13 protein-coding genes and 2 pseudogenes are annotated in these 14382 nt (G+C 65.0%); 4 read left to right on the top strand and 11 right to left on the bottom strand.

Features of this window, described 5'->3' with window-relative positions; genetic code table 11:
- Window positions 1–13: 13 nt before the first annotated feature.
- Complete coding sequence (locus AC3WON_RS05975) at window positions 14–1003, top strand: 2-hydroxyacid dehydrogenase (protein WP_492351372.1); 990 nt, start codon at window positions 14–16, stop codon at window positions 1001–1003.
- Window positions 1004–1018: 15 nt separating this feature from the next.
- Here the strand turns inward: AC3WON_RS05975 and AC3WON_RS05980 are convergent, their stop codons facing one another.
- The gene (locus AC3WON_RS05980) at window positions 1019–1981 is read right to left on the bottom strand and encodes a tripartite tricarboxylate transporter substrate binding protein (protein WP_492319482.1); all 963 of its coding nucleotides are present in this window, start codon (window positions 1979–1981) and stop codon (window positions 1019–1021) included.
- A 36-nt stretch (window positions 1982–2017) separates the two neighbouring features.
- Here AC3WON_RS05980 and AC3WON_RS05985 point away from each other — a divergent pair.
- Window positions 2018–2247, top strand: a pseudogene (locus tag AC3WON_RS05985) (biotin carboxylase N-terminal domain-containing protein); the annotation flags it as partial.
- A gap of 150 nt (window positions 2248–2397) precedes the next feature.
- Here AC3WON_RS05985 and AC3WON_RS05990 read toward each other — a convergent pair.
- The 5 genes and pseudogenes from AC3WON_RS05990 to AC3WON_RS06010 all read right to left on the bottom strand — a co-directional run bounded on the left by AC3WON_RS05990 (window position 2398) and on the right by AC3WON_RS06010 (window position 7002).
- A complete protein-coding gene (locus AC3WON_RS05990) occupies window positions 2398–2898 on the bottom strand; it encodes a DUF6496 domain-containing protein (RefSeq protein WP_492319610.1) in 501 nt (166 codons plus the stop codon).
- Between the two features lie 375 nt (window positions 2899–3273).
- A complete protein-coding gene (locus AC3WON_RS05995; protein ID WP_492319481.1) occupies window positions 3274–4434 on the bottom strand; it encodes an acyl-CoA dehydrogenase family protein in 1161 nt (386 codons plus the stop codon).
- Window positions 4435–4460: 26 nt separating this feature from the next.
- On the bottom strand, window positions 4461–5309 hold the full coding sequence (locus AC3WON_RS06000) for an HTD2 family dehydratase (protein WP_492351393.1): 849 nt from the start codon (window positions 5307–5309) through the stop codon (window positions 4461–4463).
- Window positions 5310–5504: 195 nt separating this feature from the next.
- A pseudogene (locus tag AC3WON_RS06005) lies at window positions 5505–5741 on the bottom strand (aldolase/citrate lyase family protein); the annotation flags it as partial.
- 82 nt (window positions 5742–5823) lie between these two features.
- A complete protein-coding gene (locus AC3WON_RS06010; protein WP_492351373.1) occupies window positions 5824–7002 on the bottom strand; it encodes a CaiB/BaiF CoA transferase family protein in 1179 nt (392 codons plus the stop codon).
- Window positions 7003–7225: 223 nt separating this feature from the next.
- Here AC3WON_RS06010 and AC3WON_RS06015 point away from each other — a divergent pair, with 223 nt between their 5' ends.
- Entirely contained in the window at window positions 7226–8149 is a 924-nt protein-coding gene (locus AC3WON_RS06015; RefSeq protein ID WP_035818620.1) for a LysR family transcriptional regulator, read from the top strand.
- A gap of 56 nt (window positions 8150–8205) precedes the next feature.
- Here AC3WON_RS06015 and AC3WON_RS06020 read toward each other — a convergent pair whose 3' ends face one another.
- Genes AC3WON_RS06020 through AC3WON_RS06030 form a run of 3 tightly spaced genes read right to left on the bottom strand, consistent with a single transcriptional unit; the run spans window position 8206 to window position 10842 of the window.
- Window positions 8206–9675 (bottom strand): aldehyde dehydrogenase, encoded by a 1470-nt coding sequence (locus AC3WON_RS06020; RefSeq protein WP_492319478.1) that lies wholly within the window; start codon window positions 9673–9675, stop codon window positions 8206–8208.
- A gap of 32 nt (window positions 9676–9707) precedes the next feature.
- Window positions 9708–10304 (bottom strand): thiamine pyrophosphate-dependent enzyme, encoded by a 597-nt coding sequence (locus tag AC3WON_RS06025; RefSeq protein ID WP_492351374.1) that lies wholly within the window; start codon window positions 10302–10304, stop codon window positions 9708–9710.
- 4 nt (window positions 10305–10308) lie between these two features.
- Window positions 10309–10842, bottom strand: coding sequence for a phosphonopyruvate decarboxylase (locus AC3WON_RS06030; protein WP_492351394.1), 534 nt, complete (start codon window positions 10840–10842; stop codon window positions 10309–10311).
- A gap of 134 nt (window positions 10843–10976) precedes the next feature.
- On the opposite strand from AC3WON_RS06030, the gene AC3WON_RS06035 reads away from it, so the two are divergent.
- Window positions 10977–11906: a LysR family transcriptional regulator gene (locus AC3WON_RS06035; protein ID WP_492319476.1), complete on the top strand. Its 930-nt coding sequence runs from the start codon at window positions 10977–10979 to the stop codon at window positions 11904–11906.
- An 18-nt stretch (window positions 11907–11924) separates the two neighbouring features.
- Here AC3WON_RS06035 and AC3WON_RS06040 read toward each other — a convergent pair whose 3' ends face one another.
- Entirely contained in the window at window positions 11925–12890 is a 966-nt protein-coding gene (locus AC3WON_RS06040; protein WP_492344818.1) for a Bug family tripartite tricarboxylate transporter substrate binding protein, read from the bottom strand.
- A gap of 274 nt (window positions 12891–13164) precedes the next feature.
- The gene (locus AC3WON_RS06045) at window positions 13165–14145 is read right to left on the bottom strand and encodes a tripartite tricarboxylate transporter substrate-binding protein (RefSeq protein ID WP_492351375.1); all 981 of its coding nucleotides are present in this window, start codon (window positions 14143–14145) and stop codon (window positions 13165–13167) included.
- Window positions 14146–14382: the final 237 nt, after the last annotated feature.

A 14382-nucleotide genomic window follows, 5' to 3' on the forward strand; every position in this document is an offset into this window, starting at 1 on the left:
TGCAAGGATTCCCATGCGCAAGAATGTCCTGGTGTTCCGCCCGATTCCTGACGACCTGCTCGCCAGGATCGAGTCGGAACACGATGTGATCGTGGCCGACCCGCGCCAGCCCGCACAACGGCCGGCCTTCCGCGCCGCGCTGGCCAACGCCCATGGCCTGATCGGCTCCAGCGTGAAGCTGAGCGCGGCGGAACTGGCCGAAGCGTGCCAGTTGGAGGTGATCTCGAGTATTTCGGTGGGGGTCGACAACTACGACCTCCCCTGCCTGCACCGGCGCGGCATCACCCTGTGCCACACGCCCGGCGTACTCACCGAGACCACCGCCGACACCGTCTTCGCGCTCATCATGGCCGCGAGCCGTCGGCTGGTCGAACTGGCGGCCCACGTGAGCGAAGGCCGCTGGACTGCCAATATCGGTGAAAACCTGTTCGGCTGGGACGTGCACGGCAAGACCCTGGCGATCCTCGGCTTCGGGCGCATCGGCCAGGCCGTGGCACGCCGCGCGGCGCTCGGCTTCGGCATGGAGGTGCTCTATGTCAACGAGACCGCAGCGGAACCGCCCGACCTGGCGGGACGCGCAGCCCGGGCGGAACTCGACAATGCCTTGCGGCGCGCCGATATCGTCGCCGTCACGCTGCCCCTGACCGACAGCACGCGCGGCCTGATGGGCCGCCGCGAGTTCGCGCTGATGAGGCCGGGCGCCATCTTCGTCAACGGCGCGCGCGGCCAGATCGTGCAGGAAGACGCGCTGCTTGCGGCGCTCGACAGCGGCCACCTGCGCGCCGCCGGGCTGGACGTCTTCGCCACCGAGCCCCTGCCGCAGGATTCACCGCTGCGCAGCCATCCCAGGGTGACGGCCCTGCCCCATATCGGCTCGGCCACGCATGAGACCCGGCGCGCCATGGCCGAACTCGCCACGCGCAACCTGCTGGACGCGCTCGCCGGGCGGCAGCCCGCCGCGCGCTTCGACCTCGCGGCCTTCGCCGCCCGGGCAGCCGCCTGATGCGGACGCGCTGCCTCACTTGCGCAGGTTGGTCCTGGCAACCAGTGCCTTCATCACCGCGTTGTCTGCCGCGATCATCGCCTTGAAGGTCACGGCGTCGGCATAGGCAATCCCAAGGTTCTGCCGGCCCAGCGCCGCCACGAAGACAGGATCCGCCACCGCCTTGCGGCTGGCGGCCGCAAGGGTTTCGAGCACTTCAGATGGCGTGCCTTTGGGCGCGGCCAGTCCGCGCCATGTGCCGATCGAGAGATCGATACCGCGCTCACGCAGCGTCGGAACGTTCTCGAAGCCCCTGACCCGCTGTCCGGCCATCACCGCGAGCGTCTTCACCTTGCCTGCGGCCACATAGGCCGATACTTCGGCGGGACTGACGGCCACCGCGTCGATATGCCCGCCCATCAACGCCACCAGGGCCGGCGCCGCACCGGAGAACGGCACATGATTGAACCTGACGTGCGCCTTGTCCTCCAGCGCCGTCGCCGCCAGGTGCCAGATCGAGCCCGGGCCGGAGTTCCCGACCTGCACCTCCCCCGGGTGCGCCTTGGCGAATTCCAGGAACGCCTCGATGGTGCTCCAGCGCGAGTCGGCCTTGACCGTGATCGCGGACGGATCGGCATTCAGGCGCGCGATCGGCACCAGCGCGGCGGCGTCGAGGGTGGTCGGCCCGAGATGCGGGACGATCACGGCTTCGGCGATGATGATGCCAAGCTTGTAGCCATCGGGCTTGGCGCGGGCCACTTCCGTCATGCCGATTGCGCCGCTGGCACCCGGCTTGTTCACCACGGTCAGCGGCTGCGGCAGATACTTTCGCATGGCTTCGCTGAAGGCCCGCGCAACCGTGTCGGTACCACCGCCAGCCGTGCTTGGCACCACGAGTTCGACAGGATGATCCGGGTAGGGCGCCGCGGACGCCTGGCCGACGGCAGCAAGTGAGGCCAGCAGGGCGGCCATGGGAAACAGCTTGCGGGGCAATTGCATCTGTGGCTCTCAATTCAGGGGGGCGAAGAAGCTTATTCCGCGGGGGAAGCCTCGGACACACGACGTGAAAGACCATCGCATCCCGGGTATGGGTTCTTGTCCGAGAGCGCCCCGATTTTGCCGAAGCCGTTGGAAGGGACGGGTTGGTATGCATCGGGCCTACGGCGGCTTCGATCCGGCGCGTAGGCGACAAGGTCAGCGCCAAACGCGCCATGATCGAAGCCGGTGTCCCCGGCGTTCCGCGCTCCGAGGGCGCACTGGCAGATTCTACGCCAGCCCCTGGCCGAAGAGACCTACTCGCTGCTCGACCGCACAGTGAGAGTGGGTGGCTTACCTCCGTGTCGGTTCAGTGCGGTGAACGCCGGAGAGCGCCGCGTGCCAGGCGCGCAGCTTGCCGACAGCGGTACGCTGGTTGGCTAACGCGCTGACTCCTTCTTTGCCGCACGCGTGCGAGCGGCCTTGCGGGCCGCTTCGGAGCGACCGGCAGCACCCTTGGTGCTCGCCGCCTTCTTCGCCGCAGCCGAGCGATCGGTCGCGGTGCGCTTGCTTGCCGCGCTCTTGGCCTGGGCGGACAGCGCCTTGGGAGAAGCGCCGGCGGTGCTCTCGCGCTTGAGTGCCTTGAGCGCTGCCTCGGAGCGCTTGGCCGTGCTTTCTGAACTCGCGCGGCGCGGCGCAGCCTTGGCGGCGGCGGACTTGGTTTCCGCCTTGGTCGCGCCCTTCTTCGGCGGCACATCGACGCCGGCGCGGCGCGCCTCCGATAAGCCGATCGCTATGGCCTGCTTGGCCGAGCGCACGCCGTGCTTACCCTTGCGCACGGCTTCAATCTCGTCACGAACGAAATGGCCGGCCTGGGTGGTCGGCGACTTGCCTGCTCTCTTGTCTGCCCTGGCTTGGGCTATGCTCGATGCCCTTGGCATGGTCGTCTCCATGACAGCCGCGGTCATCCGGCACGGGCCATGGCAGATGCAATGTCCGCGGCGGCTGTTCAGGGCCCGCCATCTGCCGGCGGGTAAAAAAATCCCACGCAAATGTCGTTCCAGGCGTGCAACTGGCGCGCCGCCGCCACTCATAGAGGCAACGGTTGTACAGCTGCCTGCGCAATCCGCGCACCTTGCGCCAAATCTACCCTGCGAGACGCGGTCTACACCAGGCAACGCGGCCCCTGGAACTCGACTTCGTGCCATCCCTGGCCCTCACCCACCGCTCTCCCGCAAGCGGGAAAGGGAGCACACAATCGGTAATGCGGACTCCGTGAGGGGTCATGAGAGGCCAGAGGCCACTGAAGCAAACCCTCAGAACGACCGCGGCATCCCCAGGATATGCTCGCCGACGTAGGAAAGAATCAGGTTGGTCGAAATCGGCGCCACCTGGTAGAGCCGGGTCTCGCGGAACTTGCGCTCGACGTCGTACTCCGCCGCGAAGCCAAAGCCGCCGTGATATTGCAGGCAGGCGTTGGCCGCTTCCCACGACGCGTCCGCGGCCAGCAGCTTCGCCATATTGGCTTCGGCGCCGCAGGGCTGGTGCGCGTCGAACAGCTTCGCGGCCTTGAACCGCATCAGGTTGGCCGCTTCCACGTTGACGAAGGCCCTGGCGATAGGGAACTGCACGCCCTGGTTCTGGCCGATCGGCCGGCCGAAGACGATGCGCTCGTTGACGTACTTGGTCACCTTGTCGATAAACCAGTAGCCGTCGCCGATGCACTCGGCGGCGATCAGGGTGCGTTCGGCGTTGAGGCCATCCAGGATGTATTTGAAGCCCTTGCCTTCCTCGCCGATCAGGTTCTCCGCCGGAATCTCCAGGTTGTCGAAGAACAGCTCATTGGTCTCGTGGTTGACCATGTTGATGATGGGCTGCACCGTCAGCCCCTTGCCGATGGCCTCGCGCAGGTCCACCAGGAAGATCGACATGCCTTCGGACTTCTTCTTGCACTCGGCCAGCGGCGTGGTGCGGGCCAGCAGGATCATCAGGTCCGAATGCTGGACGCGCGAGATCCACACCTTCTGGCCGTTCACGACATACTTGTCGCCCTTGCGCACGGCAGTGGTCTTGATTTTGGTAGTGTCAGTGCCGGTGGTCGGCTCGGTCACCGCCATCGATTGCAGGCGCAGTTCGCCGCTGGCGATCTTGGGCAGGTACAGCTTCTTCTGTTCGGTGGAACCGTGGCGCAGCAGCGTGCCCATGTTGTACATCTGGCCGTGGCAGGCGCCAGAGTTGCCGCCGGCACGATTGATTTCTTCCATGATGACGGACGCCTGGGTCAGGCCCAGGCCCGAGCCGCCATACTCCTCCGGGATCAGCGCGGCCAACCAGCCGGCCTGGGTCAGCGCGTTAACGAATTCCTCGGGATAGCCCCGCACTTCGTCAACCTTTCGGAAGTACTCCGACGAGAACTGGCCGCACAGGTCGCGCACGGCTTCACGGATTTCCTGGTATTCATCGATTCTGTTCTGCACAGCCTTGTCTCCAACAACTTTTGGGGTTAGTTCAGTTCAGCCGTCGCGCTCATCGCGAGGGCGCCGTCTTCATGGCGGATCCACAGCTCGACGGTCTTGCCGTCCTCGCTGCGCTTGCCACAGACAAAAATGCGCTGGGGCACGAAGGTCGGCCGCACGCCTCGGAACGAGAAGCTCTTGACCACTGCATCCGGCAGGTTCTTGCGCACCAGTTCGAGCAGCAGCATCGCCTGCAGCGGACCGTGGACGATCAGGTCCGGGTAGTGCTCGACCCCGGTCACGTACTGCTTGTCGTAATGGATGCGATGGCCGTTGAAGGTCAGCGCGGAAAAGCGGAACAGCAGCACCGGGTCGGTCGCCACCTCGTGCACCCATTCTTCGCCCGTCGGCGCCGGCACCGGTTCCGGTGTGGGCGCGTTCGGCGATGCGTTCTCGCGGTAGACGATGTCGTGTTCTTCGGTAACCGCGAGTCCGTTGCCGCCGTAGTACTGGTGCTCGACCGTCACAAAGGCGAGCGAGCCGCTGCGTCCGGATTTGGCACTGACATCGAGGATGCGCGACACCTTGGAGGCGGCATCGCCGATACGCAGCGGCTGGTGGAACCACAGACGGCCGCCAGCCCACATGCGGCGCGGCAGCGGCACTGGCGGCAGGAAGCCGCCGCGGCTGGCGTGGCCATCGGAACCGATCTCGGATTGCCGGTGCAGCGGCAGGAAATAGAGCCAGTGCCAGAGCGGTGCAATGGCATCGCCGCGTACGGGCGCCGGGGCATCGTAGTCGAGCGTCGCCGCGAGTGCCTTGACGGGAAACGCTGTCACCTCGTCCTGGCTTTCGGTCGTCTTCCCAACCCATTCCTTCAACTTCACAACGTCCATCACGTCTCTCTGTGGTCTGATTGCCTGACGTCCACTATGCACGGTGCCGCCGCTGCTTCCAATTCGAAAGTTCGGAACGAGCCATTCGCTTCGACAGAAAGCATTGGGGGCCTGCCGCATTTCCGAATGCAGTGTTCGGTGCCTCAACCGGCCTGCTTCAGCAGGTCCGCAGCACGCGCGATCACGGAGGCAGGCGCGCACGTCATCCTCGAACCAGCGCGTCTGCGTGGCGTTGATGCGGACCAGGCCGGTGCCGCCGGCGTCCAGGTAGTCCGCCAGCAGTTGCCTGGCGCGGTCCTTGTCACTCTCGGACACGGCATCCTCCAGGTCCAGGATGACGCGATCGGCGCCCGCTGCGTGGGCCTTGGCAAAGCGCTCCGGCCGGTTGGCGGGAACGAAGAGGCAGGAACGGGCGATGGCGGTGGTGGTCATGGGAGCATGGGCGAGCGCCTCCTCCGGCCCTCAGGTGACCGCGAAGAGGCGGAACAGGAACGGCCGCGGTCCGGCCGGGGGATCAGATGGCGCCTTCGGTACGCAGGCGCGACACGTCGTCGGCGGTGTAGCCGAGTTCGCGCAGGAGGCCTTCGCTGTGTTCGCCCAGGGCCGGGATCGCGTCCATGCGCGGCTCGAAGGCATTCGGCAGGCCGGGCGGCAACAGTGCGGGAATCACGCCCACGGGTGAGCTGACCGACGTCCACCGCTCGCGTGCCTTGAGCTGCGGGTGGTTCCAGACATCGCGCATATCGTTCATGCGGGCGTTGGCGATCTGGGCGCGCTCCAGGCGTTCGACCACCTGGTCGATGGTCAGTGCGGAGAAGACGTCGGTGATGATCTGCGTCAGCGCCTCGCGGCTCCTGGCGCGCAGGGAGTTGGTGACGAAGCGCGCGTCGGTGGCGAGCTCCGGCCGTTCCAGCACGACCCGGCAGAAGGCCTCCCACTCGCGCTCGTTCTGCAGGCCGAGGATGATGGTCTTGCCGTCGCCGGCCGTGAACGGGCCATAGGGGAAGATGGTCGCGTGCGAGGCGCCGGCGCGCGGCGGCGGCGTGGCGCCGTCGAAGGCGTAGTAAAGGGGGTAGCTCATCCACTCGACCATGCTTTCCAGCATCGATACGTCGATATGGGCGCCCTTGCCCGTCTTGCCGCGCTGCAGCAGCGCCGCCAGGATATTGGTGTACGCATACATGCCGGCGGCAATATCCGCGATCGAGCAGCCTGCCTTGGACGGGCTCTCCGGCGTGCCGGTGATGGAGACGAAGCCGGACTCCGCCTGGATCAGCAGGTCATAGGCCTTCTTGTCCCGGTAGGGGCCGTCGTTGCCATAGCCGGAGATATCGCAGACGACGATGCCCGGGTAGCGCTGCGACAGCGCTTCGTAGGACAGGCCCAGCCGGTCGGCGGCGCCCGGTGCCAGGTTCTGCACCAGCACGTCCGCCTTGTCGAGGATCTTCTGCAGGATGGCCGGCGCTTCCTGGTGTTTCAGGTCCAGCGCCAGGCTTTCCTTGGAGCGGTTGGTCCAGGCGAAGTGCGATGACATGCCATCCACCCGCTCGTCATAGCCGCGGGCAAAGTCGCCGACCCTGGGCCGCTCGACCTTGATCACGCGCGCGCCCAGGTCGGCGAGCTGGCGGGTACAGAACGGCGCAGCGATTGCATGCTCCAGGGAAACCACGGTAATGCCATCGAGGGGACGCATAGCAGCCTTTTCGGGGAAGATTGCGGTCGAACTGCCATGGCGGCAACGAACGACGGGAATTCTGTCGGCGATGCAATTCGCCTCTGAGCAAGTCTCGCAGCGACGCAGGCTTGGGTAAATCTCGTTTTCTCGAAGCAGCCGTTCGTCTGCGCCGAAAACACTGAAGACTTGCTGGTTTGCGACATATCTGACGCCTTGGTAAAGTTCAGCGGAAGGAGCACTTATGCATTTTGACTTTGCCGACCTGAGGCTGTTTGCACGCATCGCCGAGGAGGAAAACCTGTCGCGTGGGGCGCGCAAGGCATTTCTCTCGCCCGCCGCAGCGAGCGCGCGGCTCAAGGCACTGGAGGACCAGCTAGGCACCCGTCTCTTCTATCGGGAAAGCAAGGGCCTTGCCCTGACCCCTGCCGGCGAGCGCCTGCTGCGGCATACCCGGGTGATCGAGCGCCAGTTCGAGCATGTCAAGAGCGAGTTCGAGGAATACGCCAAGGACTCGGTCGGTCATATCCGCATCTTCGCGAACACCACTGCGGTGACGGAGTTCATGCCGGAGGTGCTGGCGCGCTTTATGTCAGAGCGCCCCGCCGTCACCGTCGACCTGCAGGAACGCCTGACGCGGGATATCATCCGCGGCGTGCTGGACGGCAGCGCGGACCTTGGCATCATCTCCGGACCGGTGACCTCGGAAGGTCTGGAGGTCATCCATTTCAGTACCGACAAGCTGGTCCTGGCCACACCGGTCGGCCATCCGCTGACGCAGAAGCCGAACCTCGCTTTTGAAGACACGCTCGACTACGAGCATGTCAGCCTGCATGAAGGCAGCACCCTGCATGCCTTTCTTACCGAGCTGGTCCGCGACCAGCGGCGCAAGCTGCAGATCCGCATCCAGATCCGCAGCTTTGAAGCGATGTGCCGGATGATCGAGGCAGGCGTCGGCATTGGCGTGGTGCCGTTATCGGCCGCGTTGCGCCACCGGCAGACGATGAAAATCGAGATCATCGAGCTGCACGAACCGTGGGCGATCCGGGAGCGGGCGGTGATCGTGCGGGAACTGGAAGGGCTGCCGGGGTGCGCGAAGGCGTTGATCGATGAACTGATCGAGGTGGCGCAGGCAGCGGGCGGGAGCCCTGACAACGCGCTGTCATAATGCGTTTCAAACCGCTACCGGTTTGCTCCCCCGCCACAGCCTTCGGCAAGACACAATCAGCGGATCGTGAACGGATTGCCCGTGGCAGCCCCGGTGTTGATCCACACACTCTTGGTCTGCAGGTACGACTCGATCGCGGCAATACCGTTTTCCCGGCCGAGGCCCGAGTCCTTGTAGCCGCCGAACGGCGACATGAAGCTGACGGCGCGATAGGTGTTGACCCATACCGTGCCGGCCTGGATCTTCTCCGACATGCGGAAGGCGCGGCCGATATCCGAGGTCCAGACCCCGGCGCCAAGCCCATAGCAACTGTCATTGGCAATCGCGATGGCTTCGGCTTCGTCCCTGAACTTCAGGATGGACAGCACCGGTCCGAACACCTCCTCCTGCGCGATGCGCATCTTGGGCGAGACCCCGGCAAAGATGGTCGGCTCGACAAACCATCCGTCTCCGCAGGACGCCGGCTTGCCGCCGAGCAGCAGCTGCGCCCCTTCCTCCTGCGCGATCTGGATATACGACAGCACCTTTTCATACTGCGCGGGCGTCGTGACGGGCCCCACCTGCGTGGAGGCATTCATCGGGTTGCCGAGCTTTGCCGTGCCGGCCAGTGCCAGCAGCTTTTCGACAAAGACATCGTGGATGTCTTCCTGCAGCAGCAGCCGTGAACCGGCGATACAGGTCTGGCCGCTCGCGGCGAAGATGCCGGAGACGGCGCCGTTGACGGCGTCATCCAGGTTGGCATCGTTGAAAACGATGTTCGGCGACTTGCCGCCGAGCTCCAGGCTCACGTGCTTGAACTGCGCCGCACACTGCTGGTTGATCACGCGCCCGGTGGCGTCCGAACCGGTGAAGGTCACCTTCTTGACCAGCGGATGCGTCACCAGCGGCGAGCCCACCTCGGCGCCAAACCCGGTCACGACGTTGAATACGCCCGCGGGAAAGCCGGCTTCCTCGAACAGCAGCGCAAGCTCGAGCGCCGACACCGAGGTGAACTCCGACGGTTTCACCACCACGGTACATCCCGCCGCGAGAGCCGGCGCGATCTTCCACGCCAGCAGCATCAGCGGCGAGTTCCACGGCGTGATGGCGGCCACCACCCCCAGCGGTTCGCGCCGGGTGTAGTTGAAGTAGCCCTTCTTGTCGAGCGGAATGACCGTGCCTTCGATCTTGTCGGCCAGCCCGCCGAAGTAATAGAACCACTGCGGCAGGTACTTGAGCTGCGCGCCCATCTCCGCCAGCAGCTTGCCGTTGTCCTGCACCTCGAACTCGGCCAGCCGCTCGGCGTCCCTTGCGATCAGGTCACCGAGCTTGCGCAGCAAGGAGCCACGTTGCGTCGCAGTCATCTCCGACCAGGGGCCCGAGCGGAACGCCTGGTCGGCCGCCTGCACGGCGCGGTCGATATCCGCTGCGGTGCCGCGGGCCACTTCGGCCCAGGTCTTGCCGGTAAAGGGATTCCGGGTTTCAAACCAGCGACCGTCGCTTGCATTGACGAAGGTGCCGTCGATGAACATTTGATACTGCTTCATGGCGCGATGCTGTCCGTGTTGGTGTTGGCAGATCAGAACGGTGCGAAGCCGAGATGCTCGCGGAAGCGGTTCTTGACGAAGGTGCCGTCGCGCGGCGGCAGGGCCCGCTGCGGCTCGTCGGTCGAGATGTAGACCTGCGCCACGGTCATGCCGTCTGCCTGCCTGATGGCTTGCGCGAGCTTGCCCAGCTCATCGATATCGGAGATCTCGAGCGTCGTCGGCACGCCGACCGCCTTCGCCACCTGGGCCAGGTTGGTCCCCAGGCTGGTGTGGCTCTGCTGCATGCCGGTCTCGCCGAAGTGGCCGTTATCGAGAATCACGATGTTCAGGTTCTTCTGCTGTTGCGCCGCCGCGGTGGCCAGGCTGCCGATGCCCATCAGCTGCTCGCCGTCGCCGGTGATGGCGATCACGGTCTTCTCAGGTTGTGCGATGGCAAGGCCGAGCGCCAGCGAGGTGGAAGCGCCCATCGCGCCCCACAGATAGAAATTGCCGGGACGGTCGCCAGCGGCAAACACGTCGTACGAAGGCGAACCGAGGCCCGATACCAGGAGCGCGTCGGGAAATTGCTTCAGCAGTTCGGCAACGAACTTGCGGCGGTCGATGCCGGGCTTGGAGGTAGAGGTAGTCATAGGATCAGCGCATCCACTTTTTACGGCCGATAAGGCTCTGGGACAGGAGAACGGCAACGCGGTTGCCAGCATCGAAGGCGGAAACCAGACCGGCGTCGACCAGCTCGGCGGCTTCTTCCGGCGAGTTCACGCGATAGACCGTGATGCCCATCAACTCCAGCGCGCGCTGGGTGGCCAGGCCCATCGGGTTCTGCCAGGGATTGAACTCGGCGTACTCGCCGCGCATGGTCACCAGGGTGAAGAACGGGAACTTGCAGCTCTCCAGCAGCGAGAACATGTTCACGCAGTTGCCGACGCCGCTGCTCTGCATCAGCAGCACAGCGCGTTCGCCGCCCAGCCAGGCGCCGCTGACGACGCCCACGCCTTCTTCTTCGGTGGTGAGCACCACGTCGCGGATTTCGGGGTCGGCCTTGGCGCGTCGGATGACATGCGAGTGGCCGGCGTCGGGCACGTAGGCCACCTGGCGGATGCCGTTCTTTTTAAGGACCTGAAAGATGTCCTCTTGCCAGGCAAGAGACTCTGAGTTGTTTGTCGTCATGGTGCGCAAGTTATGAAAGGGGGAAAGCGGGGGACAACGTTTGCTATCATAGAGTTGACTAGCTGGAACCATGAAATACAATTAATTGATGCCTGCAATCACGAAGTTGAATGCCGGCCGGGGCCTCTACAGATATGGACATCAAGCAGCTTCGCGCCCTGTTAGCCATCGCCGAGACCGGCAGCGCCACCAAGGCGGCCGAACTCCTGCGCATCGTGCAGCCGGCGGTTTCCCGGCACGTGCGCCTGCTCGAGGAGGAACTCGGCGTCGAACTTTTCGAACGCGAGCGCCATGGCATGGTCCTGACCGACGCCGGCCGCACGCTGGTCGAATACGGCCGCAGGGCGCTGCAGGAACTCGATCGGGCCAAGGCGGAGATCAAGCCGGCGTCTGGCGCGATTTCAGGCACTGCGGTCATCGGGCTACTCCCAAGCACTTGCGAACTGCTGGCAGCGGAGCTGGTTGCCACGGTGAAGGCCAGGCATCCGCAACTGGTGGTACGTCTCAACGTCGGCTACGCGGGGAACCTGCTGCAGTGGCTCGAGGCTGGCGACGTGGAGGTCGCCCTGCTCTACGACACCAAGAGTTCTCCCGGCCTGCACGCCGAAGCACTGCTCGATGAACAGCTCTACCTGGTGGGACCCGCTGGCACGCTTGCGCCAGGCGAGGAACAAACCGTCGAGAGCTTCCGCGACCTGCCGCTGATCCTGCCTAACGCCCCGCACGGGCTGCGCAGCGTGGTCGAGCATGCCTGCGCGGTCGCCGGCTTCAGCCCCACGATCGCCGTCGAGACCAACTCCCTGGCCGTTCAGAAAAACCTGGTTGCCAAGGGCTTCGGCCACACCGTGCTCCCCAGCTCCGCCGTGTCTGAGGAGATGGAGGAAGGCATCCTTGCCGGCGCACCCATCGTGTCGCCCAACCTGTCGCGCCGCATCGTGCTGGCGCACGCGGCCACCCGCAGGCTGACACCCGCAGCCAGCTTCGTCTCCGCCGAGCTGGTGGCATTGATGAAGCGGCTGGTGCTCGACGGCGCATGGCCCGGTGCATCCTGGATCAGCGCCTGATACGGTGCCAGCGGCAGTTCAGTCCAGTTCGATGTTGGCGGCCTTGATGACCTCGGCCCACCGGCGCGTCTCAGCCTGGACAAACTTGCCCGCCTTGTCCGGGGTGGAATCGACGATGGGCTGCACGCCGATCTTTTCCATGCGCTGACGCACCTCCGGGTCCTTGACAGCCGTCTGCAAGGCAGCGCTCAGCTTTTCAATGACCGGGGCCGGCGTGCCCTTTGGCACCATCACCATATTCCACAGCGACGTTTCATAATTGGCGTAGCCCGCTTCCTTCATCGTCGGCACGTCCGGCAGCACGCTGGAACGCGTGGCAGTCGTGACCGCGAGCGCCTTCAGGCGGCCGGACTGGATCATGGGCGCAGCCGTCGACACGGCATCGGTGATGAGCTGGACGTCGCCGGAAATCACCGACTGGATCGCCTGGCTGGCGCCACGGAACGGAACGTGGGTGAGCTTCAGGTGCTCCTGGAATTGCAGCAACTCGACCGCCATATGGACGGCGCTACCCTTCCCTGCCGAACCGTAGCTGTACTTGCCAGGATTCTTCTTGATGTCCTCGACCAGTTCCTTCGCCGTGTTCGCCTTTACCGAAGGATTGACCGCCAGCACCATCGGCACCCCCGCGACCACAGATACCGGCACCAGCGCATTGACGGGGTCATACGGCAGCTTCTTGTAAAGCGTGGCGTTGATGGCGTGGGAACTGGTGCCGAACAACAGCGTGTAGCCATCCGCCGGACTCTTGGCCACCACATCGGTCGCAATGGTGCCGCCGGCACCCGCCTTGTTTTCCACCACGAGCGGCTGCCCGAGCAAGGCGCCGAGCTTGTTCGCCACGATGCGCGCCACCACGTCGGTGCTGCCGCCGGCGGCGAAGCCTACGACCAGGCGGACGGGATGGTCAGGGTAAGCAGCCTGGGCGTGCGCGCTGAACGAAATGAGCGCACCGATCCCCACTTGGGCAAGCAAGCGTTTCATGTCTCTTCCAGTTAGATAGTTTTGGTTGGGTGGCGCATTGCGCGTCAACACCCTTTGAGACGATGGTAGCGAGCAACCGTGGCGACGGTGAAATAGAAAATTCCGCTGCTGCTATCAAGGGCCGGCATGCCTGGGGCTTCTACTGCGGTGTTAACCCGAAGCTTGCTCAGCGGGCGCCGCGTAAACGCAAGTACGCCGCGCAGCCATCGCCACGCGGCGTACATTCAGGGTCCAACGGAACGCAAGCGCTGCCGCGCTTGCCGCCTGCAGGATGTCAGTCGGCCTCCACCTTCATCGTCTTCAGCAACGGCTGCCACTTGTCGCTTTCCGCCTGGAGCCAGGTGCGCAGCCCTTCCGGCGTCTGCTTGTCTACCGGAACAACCTCCGCACCCAGGTCGTCAAGCCGCTTGGCCACGGCAGGATCCTTCAGTGCCTGCTGCAGCGCCTTGGTCAGCCTGGCAGTGACCTCGGGCGGCGTGCCCTTGGGCGCATAGATCCCGTGCCAGACCTTCATCGAGAAGCCCTTCAGGCCGCCTTCCTGCAACGTCGGCGCATTGGGCAGCGCCTTGATGCGGCTCGGTGTCGTCACGCCATACAGCTTGACCCGGTTGGCGTTGATATGCGGCAGCGTCGAGGTGGTCTGGTCGCACAGCAGGTCCACCTGCCCGCCCAGCAATGCCGTCAGCGCGGGGCCGGTGCCCTGGTAGGGAATGGAGGTCATCTTGACTTTGACTGCCTCCTCGAACAGCAGGCCGCAAAGCTGCGAAACCGCGCCAAGGCCGGCATTGGCCAGCGAGACCTTCTCCTTGTTCTGCTGCACGTACTTGATCAGCTCGGCCGCGTTGGCCGGCGGCAGGTCCTTGCGGCCCAGCAGCGTCATCGGCACATCCGCCACCTGCCCGATGTACTCGAAGTCCTTCAAAGGGCTGAAGGAGAGCTTCTTGTACAGCGCCGGCGCCGTCGCCATGCCGTTGTGGTGGATCAGGATGGTGTAGCCGTCGCGCTGCGCCCGCGCCACAAATGCGGCAGCCACGGTGCCGCCGGCGCCGAGCTTGTTTTCCACGACAACGCCCTGCCCCAGATCCTTCGACATGGCCTGCCCAAGCGCCCGGGACACCACATCGGTCGGGCCTCCGGCCGAGAACGGCACCACCAGCGTAATCGGCTTGGACGGATAGGCATCCGCTGCCAACGCCCCCGCGGAAAACGCCAGGCCGAGCGCCCCGCCCGTGACCCACTTCATACCGGCCAGCATGGCCCTGCTTGCTTGAACGCACATAGCACCGTCTCCATGTCGCCGGCGCGCTTATCGTGTCGCGCCGGTCGGTTTATCAAACAGGGCTAGAGTGGGGGATAGCGGCACCGGAGGGCAATCCGGATTTATCGAACGGGCCATACGGCCAGGCCGAACGCAGGCCGGCCGATCACCTGGTCTGGAACATCTGCCCGAAGTCGCAGGTCTCCCGGGCCAGCATGGCGATGGACGACACAA

This window comes from Cupriavidus sp. FW305-46 (genome assembly GCF_058787075.1).